This window comes from Photorhabdus aballayi (assembly GCF_026153155.1).
In the GTDB taxonomy this organism is placed as follows: Bacteria; Pseudomonadota; Gammaproteobacteria; order Enterobacterales; family Enterobacteriaceae; genus Photorhabdus; species Photorhabdus luminescens.
In genome coordinates this window covers 73,225-94,536 of record NZ_JAPFCD010000016.1, presented here as the reverse complement: position 1 = coordinate 94,536, position 21,312 = coordinate 73,225, and the positions used below count along the sequence as shown (strand labels likewise).

The window sequence follows — 21,312 nt, the reverse complement described above, 5'->3', positions numbered from 1 at the left end:
TTTTGCTTTCAACGAAGTGCAATAACCCATCGTTGGGATAACGATAGGCTATTTTTCCGAAATCGTCAATGTATATTTTCCACAAAATAACAATTAAAAAGAAATAAATTCTATTTTTGTTAATTTTGATAAAACGTAATCAGCTTGTTCCTCTTCTTTAAAGCATTCACTTACTAACTGCTCAAACAATGGTTGATATTTGTCATAGCAAGTTGTTTTAGATACACCAGTTAATGGTTTTATTGCTTCAAAGACTTCTGTAAATTTCAGTCTTGAATATCCACGTCCTGAACATTTGGGGCAGACTTTATAGACAGGAACGTGTTGCAACTTGGTTTGCTTCTCATCCAGAACTTTCCCCCTCCCATTGCAACGGCAAGAATGACTGACCGTGGCCTTACCCTTGCAAGTCTTACAAAGCACACGACAGGTTTCCTCAACCTCCCGAATCGACGTAATAAATCTCGTAGGTTTGAGCCCCAGTGACTTAATCAATGCTCCCTCGCTACTTCCGTACTTTGTTGTGAATTTGCGGACTGTGATAAATCCCCTATCACAATCTGAACACGCCTTCTTACTAGCTGCACTCCTCGCATAATCCTGAAATGCATAATTTGCGAGTATTTGCAGAACCTTTTGTCTAACATCATCATTGAGCCTTTCAATTGCACTGTGCTTATGAACTTGCGTCAGCGCATACTGATAGAGACTCTCCACCGCTTCATCTGGACTATTGATCCCTTGTTTCGCCAAAAACAGCTCAATACCCAGTCTCGCTTTAGAGGTCGCCAAACCAAGCGAGGCCATAACATCAGTAATTGAGAATGAGTCAGTAGCAGTTGCGGCTGGAGAGTCACTAAACATGATCCCCTTGGGTGAGAAATACTTCGGTAATGATTCAAGATTCATTTTACCCCCGGCAATACTGTTGCAATACGACAATCGTAACGAGTGCTATAAGCTTTACGTAGACGACTCTCTTTATTTATTCCGACTTCTTGTCTGACTGTGAGAGTTCCATTCCGTTTTTGAGTGACAACATGATGATGCTTTGTTTCTTGTCGTAAGAATCTCGCTTCTTCTATAGCTGCTTTAATGTCAGTGAAGATTGTCATTGCTTAATCTCCTGAGTTTTGCACGATATTCATCACAAATACGCTCGTAATCTTCACGCCGCCATTTCATTAGCGACTTTGGCATCATTAGAGCATCAAACCTTTCTTGCCCGATTTTCTCAATCAGCCGAGGTTTATAGTTAATTATATTTCCTGATAAATAGTTATTACATGCAGAGCATTGTTTGTGACAATTGTCTTCATCAAATCTTAATTCTGGATGAGCTTTAGTTGTTCGATAATGTCCAGCATGATATTGTCCCTTATGAAATCTCCCACAGCTAATACACGGCAGGTCTTTATCTCTTTCTCTGATAAATGCATTAAATGCCTGTTGCGCTTGATTCCTGAAATATAGAAGTGGTTTGACTGCGAGTTTACGGGCTTTGAGTTTATCTTTCTGTTCTGTTAATTCTTGTTGTTGTTTCTTTTTAAGCGCTTGTTCTGCTTTTTCTCTGTCCCTGTTTCTTTTTTTAATTGCTAATTCTGTACCGTGTTCGGGGTTACACCACCATATATTTTGATATTTTGGTATAAACCACTCGCGGCATATTTTACATTTCCGCCTTGCTGGTTTTTTCATTTCTATTTCTCCTCCGATCCCATCGTGCACGCAATAGTTTATAAACGTAATCAAACGTCTTAACTTCTGATTCAGTCTGGATTGGCTTTGATTTATTAGACGGGACTTTATAGATTAGATTATTGATGACTCGTTGAGTCTGTGATGTTTGTTGACTCATTTAATTTCACCATATCTTTCTTTATTTTCCTGATAGCATTCAGCGCCCTTTTACCCCGCTTAAGTTGCCATAGTGCATAAATACAAAGTATTCTCGCAGCACATGCGAGCCACACAAGACCACAAACAAATGTTGCTACGATGCCGATAAATGCATAGAAATAGAGTATCCAGTCATTCATCTGTTTGCTCCCCCGCAAGTGGCGGTAAGTCTGGTACAGTCACACCAAACAATGCCGCCAGAGCCTTGTAATTCTGTTCTGAGTGATATCGACCCTTACAACGAACCAGCTTTTCCGCTGCTTTTGCTATCTCGACTAATTCCGCTATTTCGCATAAATTAATTTCGATGTTTTCAAATTTACTTTTCATTATTTATCTTGCTCCTGTTTTAAATTCATATATTGTGAATTATTTGGAATAGTCACTAAACACCCAATATCTAGCGCCCATTTCTCTACTTGCGTCATGAAATAGAACATTTCACCTGTATCTAATTTCGAAGTCTTTCTGAGTATTCTTACTCGTTCCGGCGATTGAGTATTCAAGTCAATAATATCTATTGCTTCATAACCCAAAAACGTATGCTTCAATGCTTCTTTAACTTCCTCCGGCGTTAATTTAGAATTATGTAAATTCAAATAACGACTTATTTCACCGCACCACATATGAAATGTAGAATTCTGCGAAATTGAGCGAATATCTTTCCACGGCTTAATAATAATACGATGTGGCTGTTTCGTTTGAAGTGTCTCTTTCAATATTTCCCACGCTTGCGATTTATTTGATTCGTGAAAACAAAAATCAGCTTCCATCTAAACCCCCTTTGGCTTTTTTAATATCGTTCTCAAGAAACAATACTTGGCTTTTTGCATTCCTCAATCTAGCTTTTGCGTTTTTCTCTTCCTGCGCCAATTTGTCACAAGATGATCTGAGTGTATCCCGCTGTTTTAATAGCTCATCAATCTCGCGTACAACACGCTCACCGTCGTAAGCACATCGCAGAACAAAATCAAATGCATCGATATTACAGCCGCACCGATTGCAAGTGAGAACTCGATACTGTTCGTTAACTGTTATTGCAGAATGTTTACATCGGAATTGTTCGGAAGTTTTGGGGGTGACTGTAGTGTTAATACTGGGTTTGCTATCATCGCAAAATTTAATAGCTATGATGTTATCTGTATTTTCCATCCTTCACCCGCCTTAGTGATTGTGTGAATTTAAATTGAATTTTCTTTTGATTTCGGCGAGATGATTTAACGCCCGTTCCTTGCTTGTCGGTATATGCAATTTAGGGATCTGTTTAACTGGTGCCGGTATCTGCTCGCCTGATTCTATTCGACGCGACATAGAAATTAATTCATTGCCGCAGCGTTTCCGTAACTCTGATTCTGTGAGATTCAAACCGCGCATCTGTGAATACAGTTTAGTGACCATCCAGTAACAGGCATTTGACACCCACGGAAAATTCTCTGCTGAACTGTATAATCCACGCTTTGCGCTGTAGTCCATGATCATGTCGTACAGTTCTGACTCATCAGGCAAACCAACACTTTTGATACCGCCTTGCTTGCACCAGAATACAAATTGGCCGGGGGATGGCAAAAATGGCGTATCTTGTTGCCTGGCAATTTTCATTCCAGCATTGACTTGTTCAATGGTTTTGATGCCATTCTCAGCGAAAGCGAGAACCCATTGCCGGCGCAGTTCATTAAAATCTTCCTGTGTTTTGATATTCGCCATCAAAGCCGGAAAAGCGCCTTTTAACTGGCGGAATAACTCATTGAAAATTTCTGCGGCCTGCTTTGTAACTTGTGTTCCCTGTTGTGGTTTTTGAGATCCGGCCATAACCTGCAAAGCCCCGCTATCCCGATTCTGTACCACAGTAGCAAGATTTCTCATATCGTTAGCCCATCTATCCAATCTGTATTATTGAAATCCAGACCCTGCTTAGCTCGCGGTGGATATTTGGGCTTAAACAGCCCCTGATATCCGTTTGCTATGCTTGTGTTAATTACATCAGCGGGGTTATGCCCCTCATCAAAACATTCCCTCAGGATGTTGAAAGCTTTGCTAACTGTAAGTATGGTCTTGATCGACTTGCCTATTTGCTGTCTGTACGAAACCCATTCATGCCAAACAGACGGATCTAGCCACTCAGGTATCTCTACCTGATTAGCATCAAAAGATTTCAATTTTTTATTTTTGGGGACTATAGGGGTAATAGGTTCTTTGACTGGTTCTAAAGAGTGACTGGTTCTGGGTGCAGCTCCTGCACCACTAACCGGTGCAGCATTTGCACCACCTGGTGCAGGAAATTCACCATAGGGTGCAGCATTTGCACCCCTATTTTTTACACCGTTACTCAGTGTTAAATGATATACATTTGACTTGTTTAACCCGTTTTCTGACTTTCTTTCCTCAATCCAAAGAAAGCCATCTTTGACTAGCTGCTTAATGTGATTCTGTACCGAACGTTCTGACATTTCACATTGTTCAGCAATGTAAGGGACTGATGGCCAGCACTCACCCTGATCATTCGCATTATCTGCCAGTTTCAGTAATATCAATTTGCGGAGCGGGTTGCCCACTTTGACGCTCATTACATGAGCCATTAAGTTCATACTCATTGTTTAACCCCGTCTCTATTGTCTTAAGCCTAAATTTCAGCATTGAAAATAACTGGCTTCCCGTTCATAATTACCTCGCTATTAGTGGTATATAGGGGAAATGAGAGCTCCCCTCTTGATTCATATTGATATTTCGATTTGATTAGAAGCCTCATCCGTGGCAGGTAATGAGGCTTTTCTTTTCGGGTATCTGATAAGCTCCAAAGCAGCTAATAGCGCCTTAGCATCTTCACCCGTCATAACAACTTCTTGTTCCGGGGTCTCGAATTCAATTGCAACTAAGAACCGGGCCATCTTCTCAATAAAACTGATGTCGTCGATCCGTTGTGGCCGTTGCCATCTCGCAATTTGAGACTCATGAAACCCGATAATTTCAGCGACATTGCGTGCACCTTTCAGCACCAGTTTTTTAATTAACTTGCTTTCCATTTTGCGAAACTTGCGTTCCGTTGCAGTATCCATATGTTAAATTCCTTAAATAAAATAAGTTAATAGCCTTGAAATAAGGCCGCTCCCCATACTATCGGGGAAGATCTACACCTGGATCGGCATAGATGGCGGATTGTTAAAGAGCATGCGAGCTGATATAGCTCGCTCGGTTTTAATTGTTATGCCGCTTTTGGTGGAAAGATGTCATCAAGACAATACATCCCTCCCAGAGAATTCAGTGCTAACACGATTTCTCGGCATGAATGCAAATCTGGGGTTCTAATTCCAGATTCATAATTACCAATACGTGACTGTGACCACCCAAGCATTTTTGCTAACTCAGATTGGGTAATGCCGATCACTTTTCTGGCATTTGAGATCTTGTTCATAGTTACTCCCTGTATCTAAATCATCATCATTAAACACAATTTGTGATTCATTGTAAACACAAATTGTGAAAGATAAAAAACACGCAGTGTGTTAAATAAGAGTTCATGAAAACTAATGAAAGTATCGGCGCAAGAATTAAGCGCCTCAGAAACCAACAAAAAATGAGCCAAGCTGCACTCGCGGAGCTATGCGGTTGGGCTTCTCAATCAAGAATAGGAAACTATGAATCTGGTATTAGAAATGTCAGTACTGACGATGCTGTCATCTTATCTAAAGCCCTTGGTGTTTCTCCCGCCGAATTGATGTTTGGTGATGCAGAATCTTCACAAGAAAATGAAACTAGTGAGACATGTCAGGAGCTATCAAACAGGGAAAAAATCTTATTAGAGCTTTTTAATGAACTACCAGACAGCGAAGCTGACGAACTTTTAAAAACTCTTGAAGAAAAAAAACGGTATTACAATCAATTACTAGAAGAACTATCACAGAAGAAAAGCAAAAAGAAAGCATAAGTAATATTCGGCTATTGCCGTATATAGAATCATATCTTAATGAATTTAATGGAATTATATAACTAGACTTATTTTTAGTGTTTGTTATTATCATTAATGTATACAACAATGCTGTATATAAAAACAGTATATTATCAATTAACTAAATTAACAATAGGAGGCTAAATGGCATATCCAACTATCGCTGTTGCTAACGCCTTCATTAATAAGGCGATTCAAGGTCAAATCCCAGATTTGACACCGATGAAACTACAGAAATTGATGTTCTATGCCCAATCATGGCATTTGAAAATACACAATGATCCACTAGTGGATGATTTCTTTGCCAAATGGCAATATGGCCCTGTTATCCCTTCCCTTTATCATGAAGTAAAGAGATACGGAGCTAACCCAATTTGCCGTACAATTAGCACACTGTTAAATACTGAAGAGGGGTTCGCCATTGTCACACCAACTATTCCCAAAGAAGATACAAGAACCGATGTTCTTATAGATAAAATAATAAACGTCTACGGACCGCTAAGAGGTACTCAGCTCTCTTATCTTACTCATTTGCCCGGAACCGCTTGGTCTGAAACAACTGAAGATAGCGCTGTAATAAACAATGAACTCTTAAAAAGATGCATTAAGTAAAGAATTATGGACAAGAAAGTGTCTCTTGACGATATAGCTTTGTCAGAACCTATTGATGTGATACCTGATGAAGGCCCGTTAACTGACACCCGACCAAATTCATCTGAAAAGCACCCCGCCCTTATTTTGCAAGAAATCGAGGATAGGAAAGCAGACAGAGCTTTAAGAGAGAAATTTGGTGATAAAGCCTACAAGGTTGTCAGGAAAACTCTTTATGGGTGGTCTATCCTCCTATTTTGTTATGGATTCTCTAAGATTTTTGGCTTTGAGCTTTTCCCTGATAACGTTATGATCGCGATAACATCAGCCGTAACATTGAATATTTTTGCAGCGTTTTTGGGTGTCATTCGAGGATTATTCCCATCCCAAAAATCTAACAAAGATTAAATTTAAGTAAGCCACCATCTCCGGTGGCTTTTTTGTCTCCCCCCCCCCAAATCACCCCAAACTCAAGCCAAGTCCTCCTTCCTAAAATTTTTTCAAAATAAATTAATATAAAAATCAAATACATGATATTTATTCGACAAAATAAATCACATTTCGTGTTGACCAATAAAACACAATATGTGATTATAATTCACATCAAAGGCACACAGACAAGCGAACAGGCAAGGAAAGCCCACGAAGTAGCTGCTACCGGCGCATGAAGAGGTAGATGATTCGCAAGTGCTAAGAGACAACGCAGTACCAGTAATAACGGGAAGCAGTAACTAACAGGAAAGTTCCGCTCTTTAACAATATGAGAATGCCAGTATGCCGATTCAGGTGTACAAACCTCACGAAGTGGTTCTGGGGTGCGGTGAGAGATAGCGGCGAGATTGGCATGCTGCACCACACCACCAAAACCACTTTTACCGGAGGTATTTATATGACAAAGCGTACTCCGTCGCGTGAACGTTGCAGATTACGCAGACAAATGAAATATCGTGAACAATGTCATATCAGAAAAATGCGTCTTGATGAAATCGAAGCTCGCGAAAAGTCAAAATGTTCAGTTGAAGATATTGTTGATGAGATTTTCGGATTAAAACCAGAGCCGCGAAAGATATTAACTTTGAAACATAATCAGAATGACACAGACAATGCGTTAGCGGGTTTAATTGTTGCATTAAAAGGTAATGACAAGCCGGAGAATACAGGCAGTCGCTGCTTACATAACACCTGGCTCTATTCAGTCAGATAAATATGAGGATGTGAATAAAATGAATATAACACAAGATATGATCGAGTTTGCTAAAACATTAGGTATCAAAATATTCATTTTACCCGGTGAATTTCAACAAACCAATGGATGGTCACAAGAAGTTTATTTTTATCCTTTAACAAATGAAGGTGTTAAATCTCCTGCTTTATTTAAAATGACAAATTACGAAAACGTAAAGTCTTTAAATATCACTCATTTTCGTAATGATATGGTCATGCTCAGACAAATAGTATTAGACGAAATAGAATGTAAAACTTTGAATAAAATCCTTCATGATGAAAATGATTTCAAAGATATGATTATCGAATTGAACCAAATAATAAATCAGCCGAAAATTAAAGCTAAGATTGATAAAATGATAGATTTGTGTAATTACTAATAATATAGGATCGAAAATTAATTATCTGGCTAATTAATATGAGAGTGTGAATGTGGAAATAGTCAAATCAAAACGAGTCATTATTAAGTATCGCGCAGCGGACCAAGTTTCTCGAACAAATAACTCATTAGCGGGCTGTTATTCATATTATGCAAAGGCTCAAGATGCACTTGATAGCGGCATGTTTTGTGAAAAGTTAATTTTATCATATTGGGGAGATGAAAGAATAACTGACTTCGTAGGAAAGCAGTTTGTTATCAAAAACAGGGATGAGTTAACTCCAGATGAACAGTATATTGCCGCAGGATGCGTTAGACCGTGACATAATATTGCCAATTAACTAATTACAGCTCATTTATAGTGGGCTGTGGTGAGTTAATTATAGGAGGATGTATGAGCGAAAGAGATTTTAAATACTATCGTCTAACTGGTGATATCGTTAAACAAATTGACGATGAATTTCAAATTATCAATGAGAAACGCGCAGAAGTTTTTAAAGCTGCAAAAGATAGCGTAGGTGCAAAGGGGGCAACATTTCAACATGGGATTGGTGCAAATGGAACGTTAATAGATAGATTTGCTTTTCCAATAGAGAAAGAATTTGATTTTGCTGTAAAAATTATCGTGAAAAACGATGAATTAAAAGTAGTTAGTGCAAAAAGCAATTCAAAAGCAGGGAAAGAATTTAATAAAAAGATTGCTGATTTAACAGAAGAAACAAACAGGAAGTTAAAGAACTTACCCGCTTATAAAGATTTTCTTATTGAAAAATTCAATATTAGTTGCACAACATTAGGAACTCCGAAATCAAATCAACGTGGAGTTCCAGTAATTTCAACATTAGTAGGAAAAGCATCAAAAGATAAGAGCATTATTTTATTCGCCATTCCTATAGCAGAGAAAGAGGATTGGGATAAAAGGCCAAAAATCCCTGAATGTTTTGAAGAGATAACTTACGGTACTTTTTATGATTTAAGCGAATGATTAATTTCGCCACACAGGGAAAACAACAGGGAATCATCAGCAAGGATGCTATTTATAAATATAGAGGATTAAAAATGAGCACAAAAATAAAATTTGCAACTGAGTGTAAAGCTGAACAAATTCGCTATTTATCTCAAGCTAAAATCTATCGCCGCGGTTCTGAAATGCGAAAAATGTATGTCTCCCTTGCATGGAGAAATAGAAATAACGCGCGTCAATGGTTGTCTGTTAATTAAATAGAGGTTAAGCATGAACGCAATCACTTCAAAAGAAGTTCAAGATATGTTCGCTGATAATAACGTGCATATCTCTTTTGCAGAATCTGAATCTATTGCCGCACATGCAAATAAAAACGCATCCATGAATTTATGGGGAATAGGAAGCGCTCGGCACTGGGTTGAATTTTGGATTGAAACTGATAACTATCAAATCGAGGATTAAACAATGTCAGAAAATAAAAAATGTGAATCATGTCGTCAGGAACTTACTCGTTCATATATTGCCAAATATCTTTTGAAAAGCGCATTCATGGGAGCTGTTTACGGATTGGCACTTGTGAAATCCACTGAATTAGTATTCAGACATATTTTGTGAGTAAACTATGAAAACTGAAATAAGATTATCACAAGACGAGTACAATAAAGTTATTGAATATTTAAGCGGCAGAAGAGAATTTACTTTTGATACGCATCAGAAAACCTATGGAAATGACATGATAGCTCTTCATCACTTTTTTGAAGATATTCTATATGATTTCGGATTCGATTTGCCAGATCATTACATTAACATAGAAATAGAAGGTAAATAATTATGACTAAACACGTGCACGCTGAATTAATGTTGCAATATGCACAAGATGCTTTTAAAACAGATAAACCTTGGCTGCTTTGGGAAATGTATGATGATGCCAATGAGTTATGGGAAGATATTTTTCATCACCCAAACTGGAATCCTGATTTTAAATATCGCCGTAAGCCTGAAATGATAACAGTCGGCAAAGTCAGTTTTCCGAAGCCTGTTGATTATGAGTTAAATAACGGAGATAAATATTATTCTATAATTGACTCAATGTCATATGAACGCGGTCCGCTCATTTGGTTCGGAGATAATATTGATGTTTTATATCTTAATAACAGATGTATTCATTTAACGGAAGAAGCCGCTAAACAGCATGTGGAGGCACTAATTAAAATAAACAGGGGTGAGTTTTAATAATATGGAGTAAAAGCCAGCGGAGGGCTCAGGGGTATATTATGAAAATCAACAAACAACTTTTCAATTTAGCTCAATCTAAAGCAAGAATCGCTTTCAAAATAGAAAGCCAAATTGACTGGGTTATAGCAATGCAATATCTGAGATTAAGCTATGAATACGATTAAAGAGTGGCTCTTCGCTATGTTATATCCCGCTTGTTTAATTCTCTTCGCAACATTGATTTTAATATTTATGAGGTGATTATGCTTAAAATCCATTGCGGTTCTTTTAGAACTATCTCAACTAAAGATGGAAATATAATTGAAATAGATGAAAATGACTCAAATAGGGGTGTCATTATACAGGGACAGACAGAGGAAGTGTTTAACTCAACGACTTCTTCTTTCAATGAAATAAAGGAATATTTCGAAAGTAGGGGTTGTAAAATCGAGGCTTTATAAAATGAATACTCATCAACATCAGGGTAATAAAGAAACGGAATTCTATAATAAAATCGGCTATTCAGACAAAGAAATTATCGAGCACAAGGAAATTGAATATAAGCGCTCTATCTACGGAATGAATGGGAATATGCCGATTAGTTTAATTGAATTTAACGGCGACTTTACTTAATTACAGGAAACAAAATGAATATTTATATTGATATTGAAACAATCCCGTCTCAGAGCGAATCAGTAAAAAAATCTTTTCTCGATAATGTGAAAGCACCGGGTAACTTTAAAAAGCAAGAAAGTATTGATGATTGGCTTGCTGAAAATAGAGAGAAAGTCGCAGAGGAGGACTGGAGAAAAACTAGTTTTGATGGTGGGCTTGGTCAAGTGTGCTGTGTCAGTGTAGCAATTAATGATGAACCCACTGTGACGTTTTTTGATGAAGACTGGAAAAACTCAGAACCTGAAATTATATCGGACTTGTTTCATTATCTCGAAAGCAATTACGACCCGTCACGTCAGATACCTCCCATTTTTATTGGTCACAATATAGCGGGATTTGATTTGAGATTCATGTTTCAGCGTGCAGTTGTGCTTAGCATTAAGCCGCCCCGATTTATTCCATTCGGGGCTCGCACATGGGATAAGTCTATCTTCGATACAATGACAGCATGGGCCGGGCACGGCAATAGAGTATCTCTTGATAAGTTATGCCAGGTACTTCATTTACCACAAAAAGGCTCTGAGACCGGCGAGGATATTGACGGCAGTAAAGTTTGGGACTTTGTGAGAGATGGGAAAATATCAACAGTAGCGAAATACTGCGCTGGTGATGTTGAAAGAGTCAGAGCTATTCACAAAAGAATGACATTTTCAGCATAGCCACTCCAGGTGGCTTTTTAGGGGTAATTATGGGAACCGCAACATTAATCCTGGGTGAATCAGGGACAGGGAAGTCAACGAGTCTTAGAAATCTAAATCCGACAGATTGTTTACTGGTCCAGACAATAAGGAAGCCATTACCTTTTAAATCCACGTCATGGAAATTGTGGGACAGGGAAAACCCAGAAACCTCCATTTTCATTTCAGATAAATATAATCATATCGAGGGTGCAATAATAAAAGCTCATTCATACGGAAAGAAAATTGTCATTATCGATGATTTTCAATATGTGATGGCAAATGAATTTATGCGCCGCTCTGACGAAAAGTCATTCGATAAATTTACCGAAATTGGTAGTCATGCATGGAATATCATTGATAAAGCAATAAATGGAACCCCAGACGATTTACGTGTTTATTTTCTGTCTCATACGGAAGAGACGCAAACAGGGAAAGTTAAAATAAAGACAATAGGAAAAATGCTGGATGAAAAAATAACGATCGAAGGAATGTTTACAATAGTATTAAGAACAATTGTCAAGGATGACAATTATTTTTTCTCAACAAGAAATAATGGTTACGATACAGTTAAATCTCCGATCGGGATGTTCGATAGATATGAGATAGAAAATGATTTAGCTGTTATCGACGAAACAATTTGTCATTATTACGAAATCAACAAATAAGGTTAAATGAAATGAATAATGTTATGTTTGTTTATAACAAAGAACTTGCTTTATCTGCTGGTCAGAGTGGTTTTATCACAGAAAGCGGAGCTTATATTATCACAATCAATGAGGCTAAATTTACAAGAGGCAAAGAAGGTGCTCACTTTATTGAAATCTCCGGTGAGACAGAAGATGGAAGAAAAGTTAATTATCTGAATGTTTGTTGTAAGAAAAATGACGGCACAGATAATCAGTACGGCATTAACATGATTAATGCAATTATGGGCTGTGCCGGAGTTAAACAATTAACTCAAGTAACGAAAGATGCGAATACATGTATCGCACCAGAACTGGCAGGGAAAATTGTCGGTCTGGTGCTACAAAAAACTCTGAGAACAAAAAGAACGGATGGAAGCGATACATTCAGCTTTGACATAAGAATTCCGTTCGTTGCTAAGACCGGGCAAACTTTGCAGGAAATTGAGGAAAGTAAAGTTGCTGAGGCTATAAATAAGATTGTTTCAACTTTAAAAGATAAAGATGAGAGAAATAAATCAGCACAACATAACAGTTACAACAATTATCAAAATCAAAATAATCATCAATATGAGCAATACGACGATAATTTCTCTCCATTTTAAAATATGAGGGTAATTTCATGTATGGTGAAAAATTCAACGGCGAACCGTGCCCGCAAGGGCACACGCTAAGATACGTATCAAATGGTAGCTGTACTGAATGTCAAAGGCATAAAGATAAAAAAAGGAAAAAGGAAAAAAGAGAAATCGAGAAAATAGTAAAATCAGAAGATTTTACCCATAGCGTATTTATTATTGGAAATCCTGAAAGATGTAAAAATTAATTTAATAATAATGAGGTGATTTATGGCTGTGAAGTTAGAAATTTTTATCTCGTTTAATGAAGACTTAAATAAACATCATGTTGAATATTCCACTGCTTTTACTTCATGTAGTACGCATGAAGAAAGACAGATTCTTACTGAATTAAGAACTAAATTATTGGCTTCTATGGATAATGAATATGTCGGTAATCATTATGTTAATTAGTTGCGACGGAGAAAGCTATTGTGAAAATTGAAAAATCAAATGTCGTGAAATTGCAAATCACAGATGTTCTACGACATGACCCTATTCATGTTTATCTTGAAGATTATGGAGACGGACAAGGAAGAATAACTATCTCTGAATACGGTGAATCATGGACTTCATTCTGGCCCGCAATGGCCTGTTCGTTATCTGATTTTATTCTCAAAGCTGATAACGGATATATTATCAGATATCTTGATTGCACGCTAAAGATGCGTAGTCAAAAATACAAATGGATGGACTCTCGTTTAAATGTTGTGAAAGATGCGTTGAGGAAATTACATGCACACACCGTTGAATCCAAGCAGGAAAGCAATTCAGCGGGTTAAAGACCCGCTCCCGATTCCAATTGAATGTCGATATTGCTGCGGCCACGTAACAATAGCTCATCATGAAAAGATATTTGGTAAAAGCTATAGCAAATGGCCGTGGCTCTATATCTGTACGTCATGCGGAGCATATGTTGGCATGCACCCATTTACTGACATCCCACTTGGGACCCTAGCCGATAAAGAGACTCGGAATGCAAGAATGAGCGGGCATCGGCATTTTGAAGAAATGAGAGAGAAAACAGGATTGGAACGCACGGACGCGTATAAATTTTTAGCAAAACAACTGGGAATTAATTTCAGGAAGTGTCATTTCGGCTGGTTCGATATTGACACTTGTTATAAAGCCAAAGAAATTTGCAAACAAAAAATATTGAGGTGTAATTATGACTAAAAATACAGAGTCTTTAATATCCGCATGTCACGAGTTAGCAAGAACAGCGAAATGTGACGATTATTTAATTCTGAATGATATTGCTGATAAGATTAAATATCTTGAAGAGCAAAATAAAAACCTTATTATTAAAAGTAATGCGTTACAATCTGTAATAAGAGAAATTAATCGCGTCAAAATTAATGCTATCTGAAAGAGAAAACAACAATGAATGATTATCTATGCCACTCGTTCTATTTTATCTGGAAACGAATGTTCAAGCGTTACATGATAAATACACTAGCGTCACGCGGCGCTAGTTTATCAGAAGCAAAAGAAATTGCTGAGTGTGAGATTGAGTCATATTCTAGAAAAAATGGCGACTGGAAATATATTCATCCGCACGATGCGGCACAAGAATCATTGTCATATTGGAGTGATTAGAATGGAAATTAAAGAGATACTAGAGCGGTTCAAAAAAGATACAAAAGAACACAGCATTAAAATATTGCATAATGATGGCTTATATCGTCATTTGCGATTTAGCAAAGATGGTAGTAGTGCATATTATTTCGATATTGTTACGTGGCCGGAATATCTTTGTATATCTGGTGATATGGGTTGTTTTACATTCTCTCGCGTTACAGATATGTTCCGTTTTTTCAGAAGTTCAGGCGGTGAATTATCTATAAACCCGGATTATTGGTCGGAAAAATTACAAGCTGGGGCCGGACATTGTAAAGAAATATACAAAATGTGGTCATTAGATAAATTCAAAGATGCTGTTAGTAAAGCGGCTAATAACTGGCTTAATGATAATGAAGATGTTTCCGATGATGATCTCGAAGAAATACAAGAGTCAATCGAAAAAATCATATCATGCTCATACGATAAGTATGAGGCAATATCAGCAATTAGAGATTATGATGATAAACACGATATTTTTATTGATTTTTATGAAAATGACTTAATGGAATATCAATTTCATTATGTGTGGTGCTGCTATGCAATAGCATGGGGTATCAGTAAGTTTGATGAATATATAGCAGAGAATAAATAAATGTCAGACTTCGGCGGAAGTAATACTCCGAAAGAAATTCGTGATAAATGGCAAACCCCGATTGAAATATTTACTGCTCTGGACCTCGAATTCGGTTTTTATCTCGATGCAGCGGCAGACTATGAAAATGCTCTATGTGCTCATTATCTCACGGAACGAGATAATGCATTAATATGCGACTGGGTAAGTTACGGAGCAATATACTGTAATCCGCCGTATTCTGATATTACGCCGTGGATTATTAAAGCAGCAGAACAAAGCAGGAAGCAAAATCAGTCGGTCGTTATGCTTGTACCAGCCGATACATCTGTCGGCTGGTTTAAATTAGCAATGAGCTCTATAGATGAAGTCAGATTAATAACAGCCGGCAGGATTTCATTTATTAACGCCGGCAACGGAAAAGAGAAAAAAGGAAACACAAAAGGAAGTCTGTTATTAATCTGGCGCCCGTTTATCAAGCCGCGCTGTATATTCACAACAGTTGATAAAAACCAATTAGTTCAAATTGGATTAAATAAATTACAGGAAATAAAACATCATGAAACTTATTAACACATTCCAAATCGAAACAAAAACTGTTGACTACTTCGGTATTCAATTAACAGTTCTGAGACTTATAGAATGTCTCGCAACAGATAGCGACGGATTTATATATGCATATCGTGAAGCGCCGAATTTGAACGACGGGGTATGGCTTGCATCTAAATTTAGTACTTTTTGCATGCCAGTCGCGCGTGTCGATCTTGAAGATATCGACTGGAAAGAAACTCTCGTTGAAATATGAGTGTAATTATAGGAGGCTTGATTATGTTAACATGTGACATGAAGCAGTTTCATTATGAATTACTGGATGAATGGCTTATCAGTAAAGAATATGCATCTATTTTTTTTGATAACATTGATATTAGAATCAGGGTGCGCAAATATAAAGACGAATATTATTTCACAGTGAATGAAATGGATAGAGAAGGGAATGACTATAACAGTGAAATGTTTTGTATTACGGAAGATAATATTAAACGCATGCAGAGTATTATAGCCGCCCTTGAAAAAATGTATTTAGCTCATAAAGAATTTAATCTGTTAGCTTTTGAGATATAAATCACATTTTAAACTTTGACTGGTTCATGAAGCAGTCAATAATGAATAACCAAGGATAATTAACATGAGTAACATAAAATCAATCAGACAGCCTGTGTTAGATACAAGTCCGTTAGCCGCGCAATACAAAACCGTTACAGGCTGGGTTTCTCGTGAGGGAAGGTTTTTTGGCGAAGATGAATATGCTGCCCGCTGGAATGGGGCAGATTTGATAACTTGTAAGAAGAATCCTCATCATGAACCATTTCAAAAACACAGCTGGTGTACTGCATGCCGCGCTGAAGCAATAGAGAAAATGTATGCGGAAATGTCGCGGCAAAAATGGGATGGGACGACTCCAATTAGTATTTTCGGTGATGATGAATATTTCTATAGTTTAGATGAGTTGCTAGATTTTTGTTATTGCAATGAAGTCCAGCCGCAAGATTTAAAATTAGTACTGTGTCAGCCGGTATACCCAAAAAAACTAGATTTTGATGATACTTATGAAGTGATTATGGATAATCGTCCAGAGGATGTAGATATACAAAATTACTATAATCCTGTTATCGATGATTTAATTGATAGGATAAATTATCAGATAGAAAAGCTTTCTGAAATTTCATGGAAGCAAAGCAATATAGCTGTTTATATTGATGAATCATTAAACTTTGATGACTAAGGTTAATGATAATGACAATAATCAAACATAACATCAGTAAAAATAAAAAGAAAGTTTCCATTGATGATTTAAAATTCATCATAACTCAATGGTCACGTTATCTTGATGATGAGATAGAACTTGATTTTTATGATGACGGATTTAGAAGGAAACTTGTTATAAATGACATGCCGCGCAATAAAATGATGTTTACTGTTTATGCAATCGATGAAGATAATGAAAGTACCATCGAACAGGTCATAGCAGATGATTTTAATGAAGCGCAATTAATACTTGAACAAACTGAAATATGGATTAAGAAAAGATGCGAGATAATACCATGAAAATAACTGATTTAAATCTAATCTAGATGAATGACCAAGCTCTTGAAAACGGAAGACGAAAAATAGCAAGGGAATGCTTAAATGAACTCACTCAACTATCGAAATACGATGACAAAGCCGTCACAGCTATTCTCGATAAATATACACAGCAATTCAAATTAATTATGAATGAGCATCAGATGAAATTCAGCGCTAAATCAGTGCTGTCTTATTATGTGAGAAATTTGCAAAAGGAAATATAAGAATGGATAGATACCCTCTGACATTCAACGAGGCGTGTAATTTTGTTGGTGTATCACCACCAACATTAAGAAGCTGGATTCGAACTGGCAGGCTGATAGCAGCAAGAAAAGACTCAACAAAGAAGCAATCACCATACATCATCACTCGACAAAATTGTATTGCCGCACTAAACAATCCGATCAACACTATAAAAGTGAGCGCGATTGACGCTAAGGAAAGTAATAAATGTCAATATTCCGCAGAAGCAAGACCTGGTACGCCGACATCACGATCCCAGGCGGCAAGAGAATTAAGCAATCTCTTGGCACAGAGGACAAGCGGCAAGCGCAGGAACTGCACGACAAATTAAGGGCCGATTTATGGAGGGTAGATAAGCTCGGTGATTATCCAGATGTCACGTTTGAAGAGGCTTGTGTTCGATGGATAGAGGAAAAGGCCGATAAGAAGTCAATAGACAAAGATAAGAGCATGATAGAGTTTTGGCTAATTCACTTCTCAGGGGTGATCATAAAAAATATCACAGCAGAGAAAATATATACCGCAGTAGCAAAAATGGAGAACCGCAAGCATCTAGAAAATTGGCGATCAAAATGTGAGGCGAATAAAAAGAGGGGCAAAGATATTCCTGTTTATATACCAAAACCAGCAGCCAAAGCCACAAAGACACTGCATCTGGCGCTTATAAAATCTCTGCTTAGAGCAGCAGAGAGAGAATGGAAATGGTTAGATAGGGCACCAATCATCAAAACTAATCAGCCAAAAAATGGACGGATACGATGGATCGAGCATCACGAAGCCAAAAGACTGATAGATGAATGCCATGAGCCATTGAAATCCGTTGTTAAATTCGCATTAACAACAGGATTAAGGAGGTCAAATATCATCAACTTGGAATGGCAGCAAATCGATATGCAACGAAAAGTGGCTTGGGTACATCCAGAAGATAGCAAGTCAGGAAAGGCCATCGGAGTGGCCCTGAATGACACTGCATGTCAGGTGCTGCGTAACCAGATAGGAAATCATCACAAATGGGTGTTTGTGCATAAAAAGGCTGCAAGTCGAAACGATGGAACGAAGACGCAAGCAGTTAGAAAGATGCGTGTCGATGATAACACAGCGTGGAATTCTGCGTTAAAGCGAGCAGGGATAGAAAATTTCAGATTCCATGACTTGCGGCACACGTGGGCAAGTTGGTTGGTTCAGTCAGGTGTTCCATTGTCAATTCTGCAAGAGATGGGAGGATGGGAAAGTATCGAGATGGTAAGGCGCTATGCTCACCTAGCGCCTAATCACTTAACTGAGCACGCAAGGCAAATAGATGTGATTTTTGACAGCCACGTCCCATCTACGTCCCAAGCGATTATATCGGATAAGTTAAACAGCATGTAACTTATTGGAAAATCTGGTGGCCCCTACTGGACTTGAACCAGTGACCAAGCGATTATGAGTCGCCTGCTCTGACCAACTGAGCTAAGGGGCCGTTGGATGGGAGGGATTATACGTACAGTTTTGCTCGCGGTCTAGCTTTGCAAATCTGTATGATCATTTTATGTGCAAAATTGCATTTTTAGTCAGTAGTGAGAATAGGGAGCGATATATACTAGTTGTTTTTATAGACCATTTGACGTTTTTATCCGTCACCTGGATTTATTTTTTATAAGCATTTTTGCGTCATTTGGTTATATTATTATTCCGATGAAGGTCTATTTTATACGTGATTATTTTAATGATAATCATATCCCTTTCATTTCTCTTTAATCATCAAATGGAAAACACTTTTTTATTTATCGTCTGGAGAGAATATTAATTAAGCTATATATCAGAAGAGCTTGTAATGAGATTTCCGATATAAAAGACAAAAGCGCCTACCGGAGCAGACGCTTTTTAGTCAGAATGAATAAAATTTCTGATTATTCATCAAGGAAGCTACGTAGAACTTCGGAACGGCTCGGATGACGCAGTTTACGTAGTGCTTTCGCCTCGATCTGGCGGATACGTTCACGGGTAACGTCAAACTGTTTACCGACTTCTTCCAACGTATGGTCAGTATTCATGTCAATACCAAAACGCATACGCAGTACTTTTGCTTCACGCGCGGTCAAGCCCGCTAAAACATCGTGGGTTGCTGAACGCAGGCTTTCTGAGGTTGCAGAATCCAGCGGCAGTTCCAGCGTAGTATCTTCAATAAAATCACCTAAATGTGAATCTTCATCATCACCAATTGGCGTTTCCATTGAGATAGGCTCTTTGGCGATTTTCAGTACCTTACGGATCTTGTCTTCCGGCATCAACATACGTTCTGCCAGCTCTTCCGGGGTAGGTTCACGTCCCATTTCCTGCAACATTTGGCGGGAAATACGATTGAGTTTGTTGATTGTCTCAATCATATGAACGGGTATACGAATAGTACGAGCTTGGTCGGCAATTGAACGTGTAATTGCCTGACGGATCCACCATGTGGCGTAAGTTGAGAACTTATAACCACGACGATATTCAAATTTATCAACCGCTTTCATCAGGCCAATGTTGCCTTCCTGAATCAGATCCAAGAATTGCAGGCCACGGTTGGTGTATTTTTTGGCAATTGAAATAACCAAACGTAAGTTGGCTTCAACCATCTCTTTTTTCGCTCGGCGGGCTTTCGCTTCACCGATAGACATACGACGGTTGATATCTTTCACTTGTTCAATGGTTAAGCCGGTTTCTTCCTCAATTTGACGAAGTTTTTGCAGGCTGCGTTGTACTTCTTCTTCCACCTCAAGTAGTTTTTCAGACCACGGTTTGTTCATTGCTTTTGCAGCAGTAAACCAAATGTCGCTGGTTTCATTACCGGAGAACAGCGTGATGAAGTTCTTCTTCGGCATTTTGCACTGCTCGACACACATTTTCATGATTTGGCGTTCTTGAAGACGAACGCGATCCATCATAGAACGCATGTTGTTGACCAGATAGTCAAACTGCTTTGGCACCAGACGGAACTGTTTGAAAACTTCTGAAAGTTTTAAAATCTCGGCCGCAGTATTTGGATGGTTGCGACCGTTTTCCTTAATTTCCTGACGGGTGATGTCATACTGTTGTCGCAGTTCTTGGAATTTCTGGCGCGCTAATTCTGGATCGATGCTGTTGTCATCATCACCATCGTCATCACTGTCTTCATCATCATCGTCTTCGTCATCATCAAGTTCTTCCTGTGGAAGCTCAGAACCAACGTGAGTGGCAGTAGGCGCAAGTTCTTCTTCTGCGTTCGGGTCAACGAAACCAGTGATGAGATCTGACAGGCGAGCTTCACCTGCTTCCACACGGTCATATTGTTCCAGTAAATAGGTGATTGCTTCAGGGTATTCAGCAACAGAGCACTGTACCTGATTGATGCCATCTTCAATGCGTTTAGCAATGTCAATTTCACCTTCCCGGGTCAATAACTCAACGGTACCCATTTCACGCATGTACATACGTACCGGGTCGGTGGTGCGACCGATTTCAGATTCAACACTAGACAGGACTTGCGCAGCAGCTTCCACAGCGTCTTCATCTGTGTCGTTAGCGGTTTCTGCTAGCATCAGATCATCGGCATCAGGTGCTTCTTCCATTACCTGAATGCCCATGTCATTGATCATCTGGATGATATCTTCGATCTGATCGGAATCGACGATATCTTCCGGCAGATGGTCATTGACCTCAGCATAGGTCAGATAGCCTTGCTCCTTACCACGGGTGACAAGTAGCTTTAGCTGTGACTGCGGGTTTTGCTCCATAAGACGGTATCCACACTTCAGAGTATTTGGGTTGGTGTCGGTCGGCGAAATTAATCTGCCAACAATAACTTTTAAGGGCGTTTTCGTTATATTGCCGCTGCCCACTTATAGCGGCAAAATGTAGGGTTATTTCCCTACCTAATG

The 21,312-nt window shown here is 38.4% G+C and carries 42 protein-coding genes, 1 tRNA gene and 1 pseudogene; 29 read left to right on the top strand and 15 right to left on the bottom strand.

Features of this window, described 5'->3' with window-relative positions; all coding sequences use genetic code 11:
- Window positions 1–93: 93 nt before the first annotated feature.
- The 12 genes and pseudogenes from OO184_RS10980 to OO184_RS10925 form a co-directional block, all read right to left on the bottom strand.
- Window positions 94–909 (bottom strand): antitermination protein Q, encoded by an 816-nt coding sequence (locus tag OO184_RS10980; RefSeq protein ID WP_265379212.1) that lies wholly within the window; start codon window positions 907–909, stop codon window positions 94–96.
- Window positions 906–1,115, bottom strand: coding sequence for a hypothetical protein (locus tag OO184_RS10975; protein ID WP_265379211.1), 210 nt, complete (start codon window positions 1,113–1,115; stop codon window positions 906–908). The genes OO184_RS10980 and OO184_RS10975 overlap by 4 nt, the downstream gene beginning before the upstream one ends.
- A complete protein-coding gene (locus OO184_RS10970; protein ID WP_265379210.1) occupies window positions 1,099–1,698 on the bottom strand; it encodes a recombination protein NinG in 600 nt (199 codons plus the stop codon). Before OO184_RS10970 ends, OO184_RS10975 begins: the two co-directional genes overlap by 17 nt.
- Complete coding sequence (locus OO184_RS10965; RefSeq protein ID WP_265379209.1) at window positions 1,670–1,858, bottom strand: NinE family protein; 189 nt, start codon at window positions 1,856–1,858, stop codon at window positions 1,670–1,672. Before OO184_RS10965 ends, OO184_RS10970 begins: the two co-directional genes overlap by 29 nt.
- Window positions 1,818–2,039 carry a hypothetical protein gene (locus OO184_RS10960; protein WP_265379220.1) on the bottom strand — a complete coding sequence of 74 codons (222 nt, stop codon included), beginning with the start codon at window positions 2,037–2,039 and terminating at the stop codon, window positions 1,818–1,820. Before OO184_RS10960 ends, OO184_RS10965 begins: the two co-directional genes overlap by 41 nt.
- Before the next feature lie 7 nt (window positions 2,040–2,046).
- A pseudogene (locus OO184_RS10955) lies at window positions 2,047–2,190 on the bottom strand (ead/Ea22-like family protein); the annotation flags it as partial.
- A gap of 38 nt (window positions 2,191–2,228) precedes the next feature.
- Window positions 2,229–2,672 carry a YbcN family protein gene (locus OO184_RS10950; RefSeq protein ID WP_265379208.1) on the bottom strand — a complete coding sequence of 148 codons (444 nt, stop codon included), beginning with the start codon at window positions 2,670–2,672 and terminating at the stop codon, window positions 2,229–2,231.
- Window positions 2,662–3,051: a hypothetical protein gene (locus tag OO184_RS10945; RefSeq protein WP_265379207.1), complete on the bottom strand. Its 390-nt coding sequence runs from the start codon at window positions 3,049–3,051 to the stop codon at window positions 2,662–2,664. Before OO184_RS10945 ends, OO184_RS10950 begins: the two co-directional genes overlap by 11 nt.
- Window positions 3,052–3,063: 12 nt before the next feature.
- Entirely contained in the window at window positions 3,064–3,762 is a 699-nt protein-coding gene (locus OO184_RS10940) for a replication protein P (protein ID WP_265379206.1), read from the bottom strand.
- The gene (locus tag OO184_RS10935) at window positions 3,759–4,490 is read right to left on the bottom strand and encodes a helix-turn-helix domain-containing protein (protein ID WP_265379205.1); all 732 of its coding nucleotides are present in this window, start codon (window positions 4,488–4,490) and stop codon (window positions 3,759–3,761) included. The genes OO184_RS10940 and OO184_RS10935 overlap by 4 nt, the downstream gene beginning before the upstream one ends.
- Before the next feature lie 120 nt (window positions 4,491–4,610).
- Window positions 4,611–4,952 carry a CII family transcriptional regulator gene (locus tag OO184_RS10930; protein ID WP_265379204.1) on the bottom strand — a complete coding sequence of 114 codons (342 nt, stop codon included), beginning with the start codon at window positions 4,950–4,952 and terminating at the stop codon, window positions 4,611–4,613.
- Window positions 4,953–5,098: 146 nt separating this feature from the next.
- Window positions 5,099–5,308, bottom strand: coding sequence for a helix-turn-helix transcriptional regulator (locus OO184_RS10925; RefSeq protein WP_015835252.1), 210 nt, complete (start codon window positions 5,306–5,308; stop codon window positions 5,099–5,101).
- Window positions 5,309–5,413: 105 nt separating this feature from the next.
- Between OO184_RS10925 and OO184_RS10920 the strand changes: the two genes are divergently transcribed.
- The 3 genes from OO184_RS10920 (at window position 5,414) to OO184_RS10910 (ending at window position 6,841) form a co-directional block, all read left to right on the top strand.
- Window positions 5,414–5,821: a helix-turn-helix domain-containing protein gene (locus tag OO184_RS10920; protein ID WP_015835253.1), complete on the top strand. Its 408-nt coding sequence runs from the start codon at window positions 5,414–5,416 to the stop codon at window positions 5,819–5,821.
- 165 nt (window positions 5,822–5,986) lie between these two features.
- Window positions 5,987–6,454, top strand: coding sequence for a Panacea domain-containing protein (locus OO184_RS10915; RefSeq protein WP_265379203.1), 468 nt, complete (start codon window positions 5,987–5,989; stop codon window positions 6,452–6,454).
- Window positions 6,455–6,460: 6 nt separating this feature from the next.
- The gene (locus OO184_RS10910) at window positions 6,461–6,841 is read left to right on the top strand and encodes a hypothetical protein (RefSeq protein WP_015835255.1); all 381 of its coding nucleotides are present in this window, start codon (window positions 6,461–6,463) and stop codon (window positions 6,839–6,841) included.
- A gap of 190 nt (window positions 6,842–7,031) precedes the next feature.
- Here OO184_RS10910 and OO184_RS10905 read toward each other — a convergent pair whose 3' ends face one another.
- Window positions 7,032–7,286, bottom strand: coding sequence for a hypothetical protein (locus OO184_RS10905; protein WP_265379202.1), 255 nt, complete (start codon window positions 7,284–7,286; stop codon window positions 7,032–7,034).
- Between the two features lie 36 nt (window positions 7,287–7,322).
- Between OO184_RS10905 and OO184_RS10900 the strand changes: the two genes are divergently transcribed.
- From OO184_RS10900 to OO184_RS10775, 26 genes are all read left to right on the top strand, one after another.
- The gene (locus OO184_RS10900) at window positions 7,323–7,637 is read left to right on the top strand and encodes a hypothetical protein (RefSeq protein WP_265379201.1); all 315 of its coding nucleotides are present in this window, start codon (window positions 7,323–7,325) and stop codon (window positions 7,635–7,637) included.
- 19 nt (window positions 7,638–7,656) lie between these two features.
- Window positions 7,657–8,037: a hypothetical protein gene (locus tag OO184_RS10895; RefSeq protein ID WP_265379200.1), complete on the top strand. Its 381-nt coding sequence runs from the start codon at window positions 7,657–7,659 to the stop codon at window positions 8,035–8,037.
- A gap of 52 nt (window positions 8,038–8,089) precedes the next feature.
- Window positions 8,090–8,359: a hypothetical protein gene (locus OO184_RS10890; protein WP_265379199.1), complete on the top strand. Its 270-nt coding sequence runs from the start codon at window positions 8,090–8,092 to the stop codon at window positions 8,357–8,359.
- A gap of 71 nt (window positions 8,360–8,430) precedes the next feature.
- Entirely contained in the window at window positions 8,431–9,021 is a 591-nt protein-coding gene (locus tag OO184_RS10885; protein ID WP_265379198.1) for a DUF5420 family protein, read from the top strand.
- The gene (locus OO184_RS10880; RefSeq protein ID WP_265379197.1) at window positions 9,018–9,257 is read left to right on the top strand and encodes a hypothetical protein; all 240 of its coding nucleotides are present in this window, start codon (window positions 9,018–9,020) and stop codon (window positions 9,255–9,257) included. Before OO184_RS10885 ends, OO184_RS10880 begins: the two co-directional genes overlap by 4 nt.
- 13 nt (window positions 9,258–9,270) lie before the next feature.
- Window positions 9,271–9,462 carry a hypothetical protein gene (locus OO184_RS10875; protein ID WP_265379196.1) on the top strand — a complete coding sequence of 64 codons (192 nt, stop codon included), beginning with the start codon at window positions 9,271–9,273 and terminating at the stop codon, window positions 9,460–9,462.
- Between the two features lie 160 nt (window positions 9,463–9,622).
- A complete protein-coding gene (locus OO184_RS10870) occupies window positions 9,623–9,829 on the top strand; it encodes a hypothetical protein (RefSeq protein WP_265379195.1) in 207 nt (68 codons plus the stop codon).
- 2 nt (window positions 9,830–9,831) lie between these two features.
- Window positions 9,832–10,233 carry a hypothetical protein gene (locus OO184_RS10865; RefSeq protein WP_265379194.1) on the top strand — a complete coding sequence of 134 codons (402 nt, stop codon included), beginning with the start codon at window positions 9,832–9,834 and terminating at the stop codon, window positions 10,231–10,233.
- Between the two features lie 41 nt (window positions 10,234–10,274).
- Entirely contained in the window at window positions 10,275–10,400 is a 126-nt protein-coding gene (locus OO184_RS10860) for a hypothetical protein (protein WP_265379193.1), read from the top strand.
- A 277-nt stretch (window positions 10,401–10,677) separates the two neighbouring features.
- A complete protein-coding gene (locus tag OO184_RS10855; RefSeq protein WP_265379192.1) occupies window positions 10,678–10,848 on the top strand; it encodes a hypothetical protein in 171 nt (56 codons plus the stop codon).
- Between the two features lie 14 nt (window positions 10,849–10,862).
- Window positions 10,863–11,549: a 3'-5' exonuclease family protein gene (locus OO184_RS10850; protein ID WP_265379191.1), complete on the top strand. Its 687-nt coding sequence runs from the start codon at window positions 10,863–10,865 to the stop codon at window positions 11,547–11,549.
- Between the two features lie 29 nt (window positions 11,550–11,578).
- A complete protein-coding gene (locus OO184_RS10845) occupies window positions 11,579–12,235 on the top strand; it encodes an AAA family ATPase (protein WP_265379190.1) in 657 nt (218 codons plus the stop codon).
- A gap of 11 nt (window positions 12,236–12,246) precedes the next feature.
- Window positions 12,247–12,858 carry a DUF669 domain-containing protein gene (locus tag OO184_RS10840; protein WP_265379189.1) on the top strand — a complete coding sequence of 204 codons (612 nt, stop codon included), beginning with the start codon at window positions 12,247–12,249 and terminating at the stop codon, window positions 12,856–12,858.
- Between the two features lie 17 nt (window positions 12,859–12,875).
- The gene (locus tag OO184_RS10835) at window positions 12,876–13,079 is read left to right on the top strand and encodes a hypothetical protein (RefSeq protein WP_265379188.1); all 204 of its coding nucleotides are present in this window, start codon (window positions 12,876–12,878) and stop codon (window positions 13,077–13,079) included.
- 225 nt (window positions 13,080–13,304) lie between these two features.
- Entirely contained in the window at window positions 13,305–13,652 is a 348-nt protein-coding gene (locus tag OO184_RS10830; protein ID WP_265379187.1) for a phiTE_072 family protein, read from the top strand.
- Window positions 13,606–14,046 carry a zinc-finger-containing protein gene (locus tag OO184_RS10825; protein ID WP_265379186.1) on the top strand — a complete coding sequence of 147 codons (441 nt, stop codon included), beginning with the start codon at window positions 13,606–13,608 and terminating at the stop codon, window positions 14,044–14,046. The genes OO184_RS10830 and OO184_RS10825 overlap by 47 nt, the downstream gene beginning before the upstream one ends.
- Window positions 14,039–14,239 carry a hypothetical protein gene (locus tag OO184_RS10820; protein ID WP_265379185.1) on the top strand — a complete coding sequence of 67 codons (201 nt, stop codon included), beginning with the start codon at window positions 14,039–14,041 and terminating at the stop codon, window positions 14,237–14,239. The genes OO184_RS10825 and OO184_RS10820 overlap by 8 nt, the downstream gene beginning before the upstream one ends.
- 59 nt (window positions 14,240–14,298) lie before the next feature.
- Entirely contained in the window at window positions 14,299–14,469 is a 171-nt protein-coding gene (locus tag OO184_RS10815) for a hypothetical protein (protein ID WP_265379184.1), read from the top strand.
- A gap of 1 nt (window position 14,470) precedes the next feature.
- The gene (locus OO184_RS10810) at window positions 14,471–15,085 is read left to right on the top strand and encodes a hypothetical protein (protein ID WP_265379183.1); all 615 of its coding nucleotides are present in this window, start codon (window positions 14,471–14,473) and stop codon (window positions 15,083–15,085) included.
- A complete protein-coding gene (locus OO184_RS10805; RefSeq protein WP_265379182.1) occupies window positions 15,086–15,637 on the top strand; it encodes a phage N-6-adenine-methyltransferase in 552 nt (183 codons plus the stop codon). It begins immediately after the preceding gene.
- Window positions 15,624–15,869: a hypothetical protein gene (locus tag OO184_RS10800; RefSeq protein WP_265379181.1), complete on the top strand. Its 246-nt coding sequence runs from the start codon at window positions 15,624–15,626 to the stop codon at window positions 15,867–15,869. The genes OO184_RS10805 and OO184_RS10800 overlap by 14 nt, the downstream gene beginning before the upstream one ends.
- Before the next feature lie 23 nt (window positions 15,870–15,892).
- Window positions 15,893–16,186 (top strand): hypothetical protein, encoded by a 294-nt coding sequence (locus tag OO184_RS10795; protein WP_265379180.1) that lies wholly within the window; start codon window positions 15,893–15,895, stop codon window positions 16,184–16,186.
- Between the two features lie 64 nt (window positions 16,187–16,250).
- Entirely contained in the window at window positions 16,251–16,847 is a 597-nt protein-coding gene (locus OO184_RS10790) for a hypothetical protein (RefSeq protein WP_265379179.1), read from the top strand.
- Between the two features lie 11 nt (window positions 16,848–16,858).
- Window positions 16,859–17,170 carry a hypothetical protein gene (locus tag OO184_RS10785; RefSeq protein WP_265379178.1) on the top strand — a complete coding sequence of 104 codons (312 nt, stop codon included), beginning with the start codon at window positions 16,859–16,861 and terminating at the stop codon, window positions 17,168–17,170.
- Between the two features lie 244 nt (window positions 17,171–17,414).
- Window positions 17,415–17,762: a helix-turn-helix domain-containing protein gene (locus OO184_RS25055; RefSeq protein WP_265379177.1), complete on the top strand. Its 348-nt coding sequence runs from the start codon at window positions 17,415–17,417 to the stop codon at window positions 17,760–17,762.
- Complete coding sequence (locus tag OO184_RS10775; RefSeq protein ID WP_265379219.1) at window positions 17,645–18,802, top strand: site-specific integrase; 1,158 nt, start codon at window positions 17,645–17,647, stop codon at window positions 18,800–18,802. Before OO184_RS25055 ends, OO184_RS10775 begins: the two co-directional genes overlap by 118 nt.
- A 14-nt stretch (window positions 18,803–18,816) precedes the next feature.
- On the opposite strand, the gene OO184_RS10770 is transcribed toward OO184_RS10775, so the two are convergent.
- Both OO184_RS10770 and rpoD read right to left on the bottom strand, forming a co-directional pair.
- Window positions 18,817–18,893: transfer RNA gene (locus tag OO184_RS10770), tRNA-Ile, on the bottom strand.
- Window positions 18,894–19,323: 430 nt separating this feature from the next.
- The gene (gene rpoD, locus OO184_RS10765; protein WP_265379176.1) at window positions 19,324–21,168 is read right to left on the bottom strand and encodes an RNA polymerase sigma factor RpoD; all 1,845 of its coding nucleotides are present in this window, start codon (window positions 21,166–21,168) and stop codon (window positions 19,324–19,326) included.
- Window positions 21,169–21,312: the final 144 nt, after the last annotated feature.

Bases quoted from the DNA above. Each gene is read 5' to 3' on its own strand.
- OO184_RS10820 (WP_265379185.1), top strand. From the start codon at position 14,039: ATGACTAAAAATACAGAGTCTTTAATATCCGCATGTCACGAGTTAGCA.
- OO184_RS10785 (WP_265379178.1), top strand. From the start codon at position 16,859: ATGACAATAATCAAACATAACATCAGTAAAAATAAAAAGAAAGTTTCC.
- OO184_RS10930 (WP_265379204.1), bottom strand. From the start codon at position 4,952: ATGGATACTGCAACGGAACGCAAGTTTCGCAAAATGGAAAGCAAGTTA.
- OO184_RS10915 (WP_265379203.1), top strand. From the start codon at position 5,987: ATGGCATATCCAACTATCGCTGTTGCTAACGCCTTCATTAATAAGGCG.
- OO184_RS10935 (WP_265379205.1), bottom strand. From the start codon at position 4,490: ATGAGTATGAACTTAATGGCTCATGTAATGAGCGTCAAAGTGGGCAAC.
- OO184_RS10835 (WP_265379188.1), top strand. From the start codon at position 12,876: ATGTATGGTGAAAAATTCAACGGCGAACCGTGCCCGCAAGGGCACACG.
- OO184_RS10910 (WP_015835255.1), top strand. From the start codon at position 6,461: ATGGACAAGAAAGTGTCTCTTGACGATATAGCTTTGTCAGAACCTATT.
- OO184_RS10885 (WP_265379198.1), top strand. From the start codon at position 8,431: ATGAGCGAAAGAGATTTTAAATACTATCGTCTAACTGGTGATATCGTT.
- OO184_RS10940 (WP_265379206.1), bottom strand. From the start codon at position 3,762: ATGAGAAATCTTGCTACTGTGGTACAGAATCGGGATAGCGGGGCTTTG.
- OO184_RS10880 (WP_265379197.1), top strand. From the start codon at position 9,018: ATGATTAATTTCGCCACACAGGGAAAACAACAGGGAATCATCAGCAAG.
- OO184_RS10795 (WP_265379180.1), top strand. From the start codon at position 15,893: ATGTTAACATGTGACATGAAGCAGTTTCATTATGAATTACTGGATGAA.
- OO184_RS10965 (WP_265379209.1), bottom strand. From the start codon at position 1,858: ATGAGTCAACAAACATCACAGACTCAACGAGTCATCAATAATCTAATC.
- OO184_RS10960 (WP_265379220.1), bottom strand. From the start codon at position 2,039: ATGAATGACTGGATACTCTATTTCTATGCATTTATCGGCATCGTAGCA.
- OO184_RS10845 (WP_265379190.1), top strand. From the start codon at position 11,579: ATGGGAACCGCAACATTAATCCTGGGTGAATCAGGGACAGGGAAGTCA.
- OO184_RS10875 (WP_265379196.1), top strand. From the start codon at position 9,271: ATGAACGCAATCACTTCAAAAGAAGTTCAAGATATGTTCGCTGATAAT.
- OO184_RS10850 (WP_265379191.1), top strand. From the start codon at position 10,863: ATGAATATTTATATTGATATTGAAACAATCCCGTCTCAGAGCGAATCA.
- OO184_RS10810 (WP_265379183.1), top strand. From the start codon at position 14,471: ATGGAAATTAAAGAGATACTAGAGCGGTTCAAAAAAGATACAAAAGAA.
- OO184_RS10865 (WP_265379194.1), top strand. From the start codon at position 9,832: ATGACTAAACACGTGCACGCTGAATTAATGTTGCAATATGCACAAGAT.
- OO184_RS10815 (WP_265379184.1), top strand. From the start codon at position 14,299: ATGTTCAAGCGTTACATGATAAATACACTAGCGTCACGCGGCGCTAGT.
- OO184_RS10805 (WP_265379182.1), top strand. From the start codon at position 15,086: ATGTCAGACTTCGGCGGAAGTAATACTCCGAAAGAAATTCGTGATAAA.
- OO184_RS10900 (WP_265379201.1), top strand. From the start codon at position 7,323: ATGACAAAGCGTACTCCGTCGCGTGAACGTTGCAGATTACGCAGACAA.
- OO184_RS10970 (WP_265379210.1), bottom strand. From the start codon at position 1,698: ATGAAAAAACCAGCAAGGCGGAAATGTAAAATATGCCGCGAGTGGTTT.
- OO184_RS10950 (WP_265379208.1), bottom strand. From the start codon at position 2,672: ATGGAAGCTGATTTTTGTTTTCACGAATCAAATAAATCGCAAGCGTGG.
- OO184_RS10860 (WP_265379193.1), top strand. From the start codon at position 10,275: ATGAAAATCAACAAACAACTTTTCAATTTAGCTCAATCTAAAGCAAGA.
- OO184_RS10895 (WP_265379200.1), top strand. From the start codon at position 7,657: ATGAATATAACACAAGATATGATCGAGTTTGCTAAAACATTAGGTATC.
- OO184_RS10790 (WP_265379179.1), top strand. From the start codon at position 16,251: ATGAGTAACATAAAATCAATCAGACAGCCTGTGTTAGATACAAGTCCG.
- OO184_RS10925 (WP_015835252.1), bottom strand. From the start codon at position 5,308: ATGAACAAGATCTCAAATGCCAGAAAAGTGATCGGCATTACCCAATCT.
- OO184_RS10825 (WP_265379186.1), top strand. From the start codon at position 13,606: ATGCACACACCGTTGAATCCAAGCAGGAAAGCAATTCAGCGGGTTAAA.
- rpoD (WP_265379176.1), bottom strand. From the start codon at position 21,168: ATGGAGCAAAACCCGCAGTCACAGCTAAAGCTACTTGTCACCCGTGGT.
- OO184_RS25055 (WP_265379177.1), top strand. From the start codon at position 17,415: ATGGATAGATACCCTCTGACATTCAACGAGGCGTGTAATTTTGTTGGT.
- OO184_RS10980 (WP_265379212.1), bottom strand. From the start codon at position 909: ATGAATCTTGAATCATTACCGAAGTATTTCTCACCCAAGGGGATCATG.
- OO184_RS10800 (WP_265379181.1), top strand. From the start codon at position 15,624: ATGAAACTTATTAACACATTCCAAATCGAAACAAAAACTGTTGACTAC.
- OO184_RS10870 (WP_265379195.1), top strand. From the start codon at position 9,623: ATGAAAACTGAAATAAGATTATCACAAGACGAGTACAATAAAGTTATT.
- OO184_RS10975 (WP_265379211.1), bottom strand. From the start codon at position 1,115: ATGACAATCTTCACTGACATTAAAGCAGCTATAGAAGAAGCGAGATTC.
- OO184_RS10855 (WP_265379192.1), top strand. From the start codon at position 10,678: ATGAATACTCATCAACATCAGGGTAATAAAGAAACGGAATTCTATAAT.
- OO184_RS10840 (WP_265379189.1), top strand. From the start codon at position 12,247: ATGAATAATGTTATGTTTGTTTATAACAAAGAACTTGCTTTATCTGCT.
- OO184_RS10945 (WP_265379207.1), bottom strand. From the start codon at position 3,051: ATGGAAAATACAGATAACATCATAGCTATTAAATTTTGCGATGATAGC.
- OO184_RS10920 (WP_015835253.1), top strand. From the start codon at position 5,414: ATGAAAACTAATGAAAGTATCGGCGCAAGAATTAAGCGCCTCAGAAAC.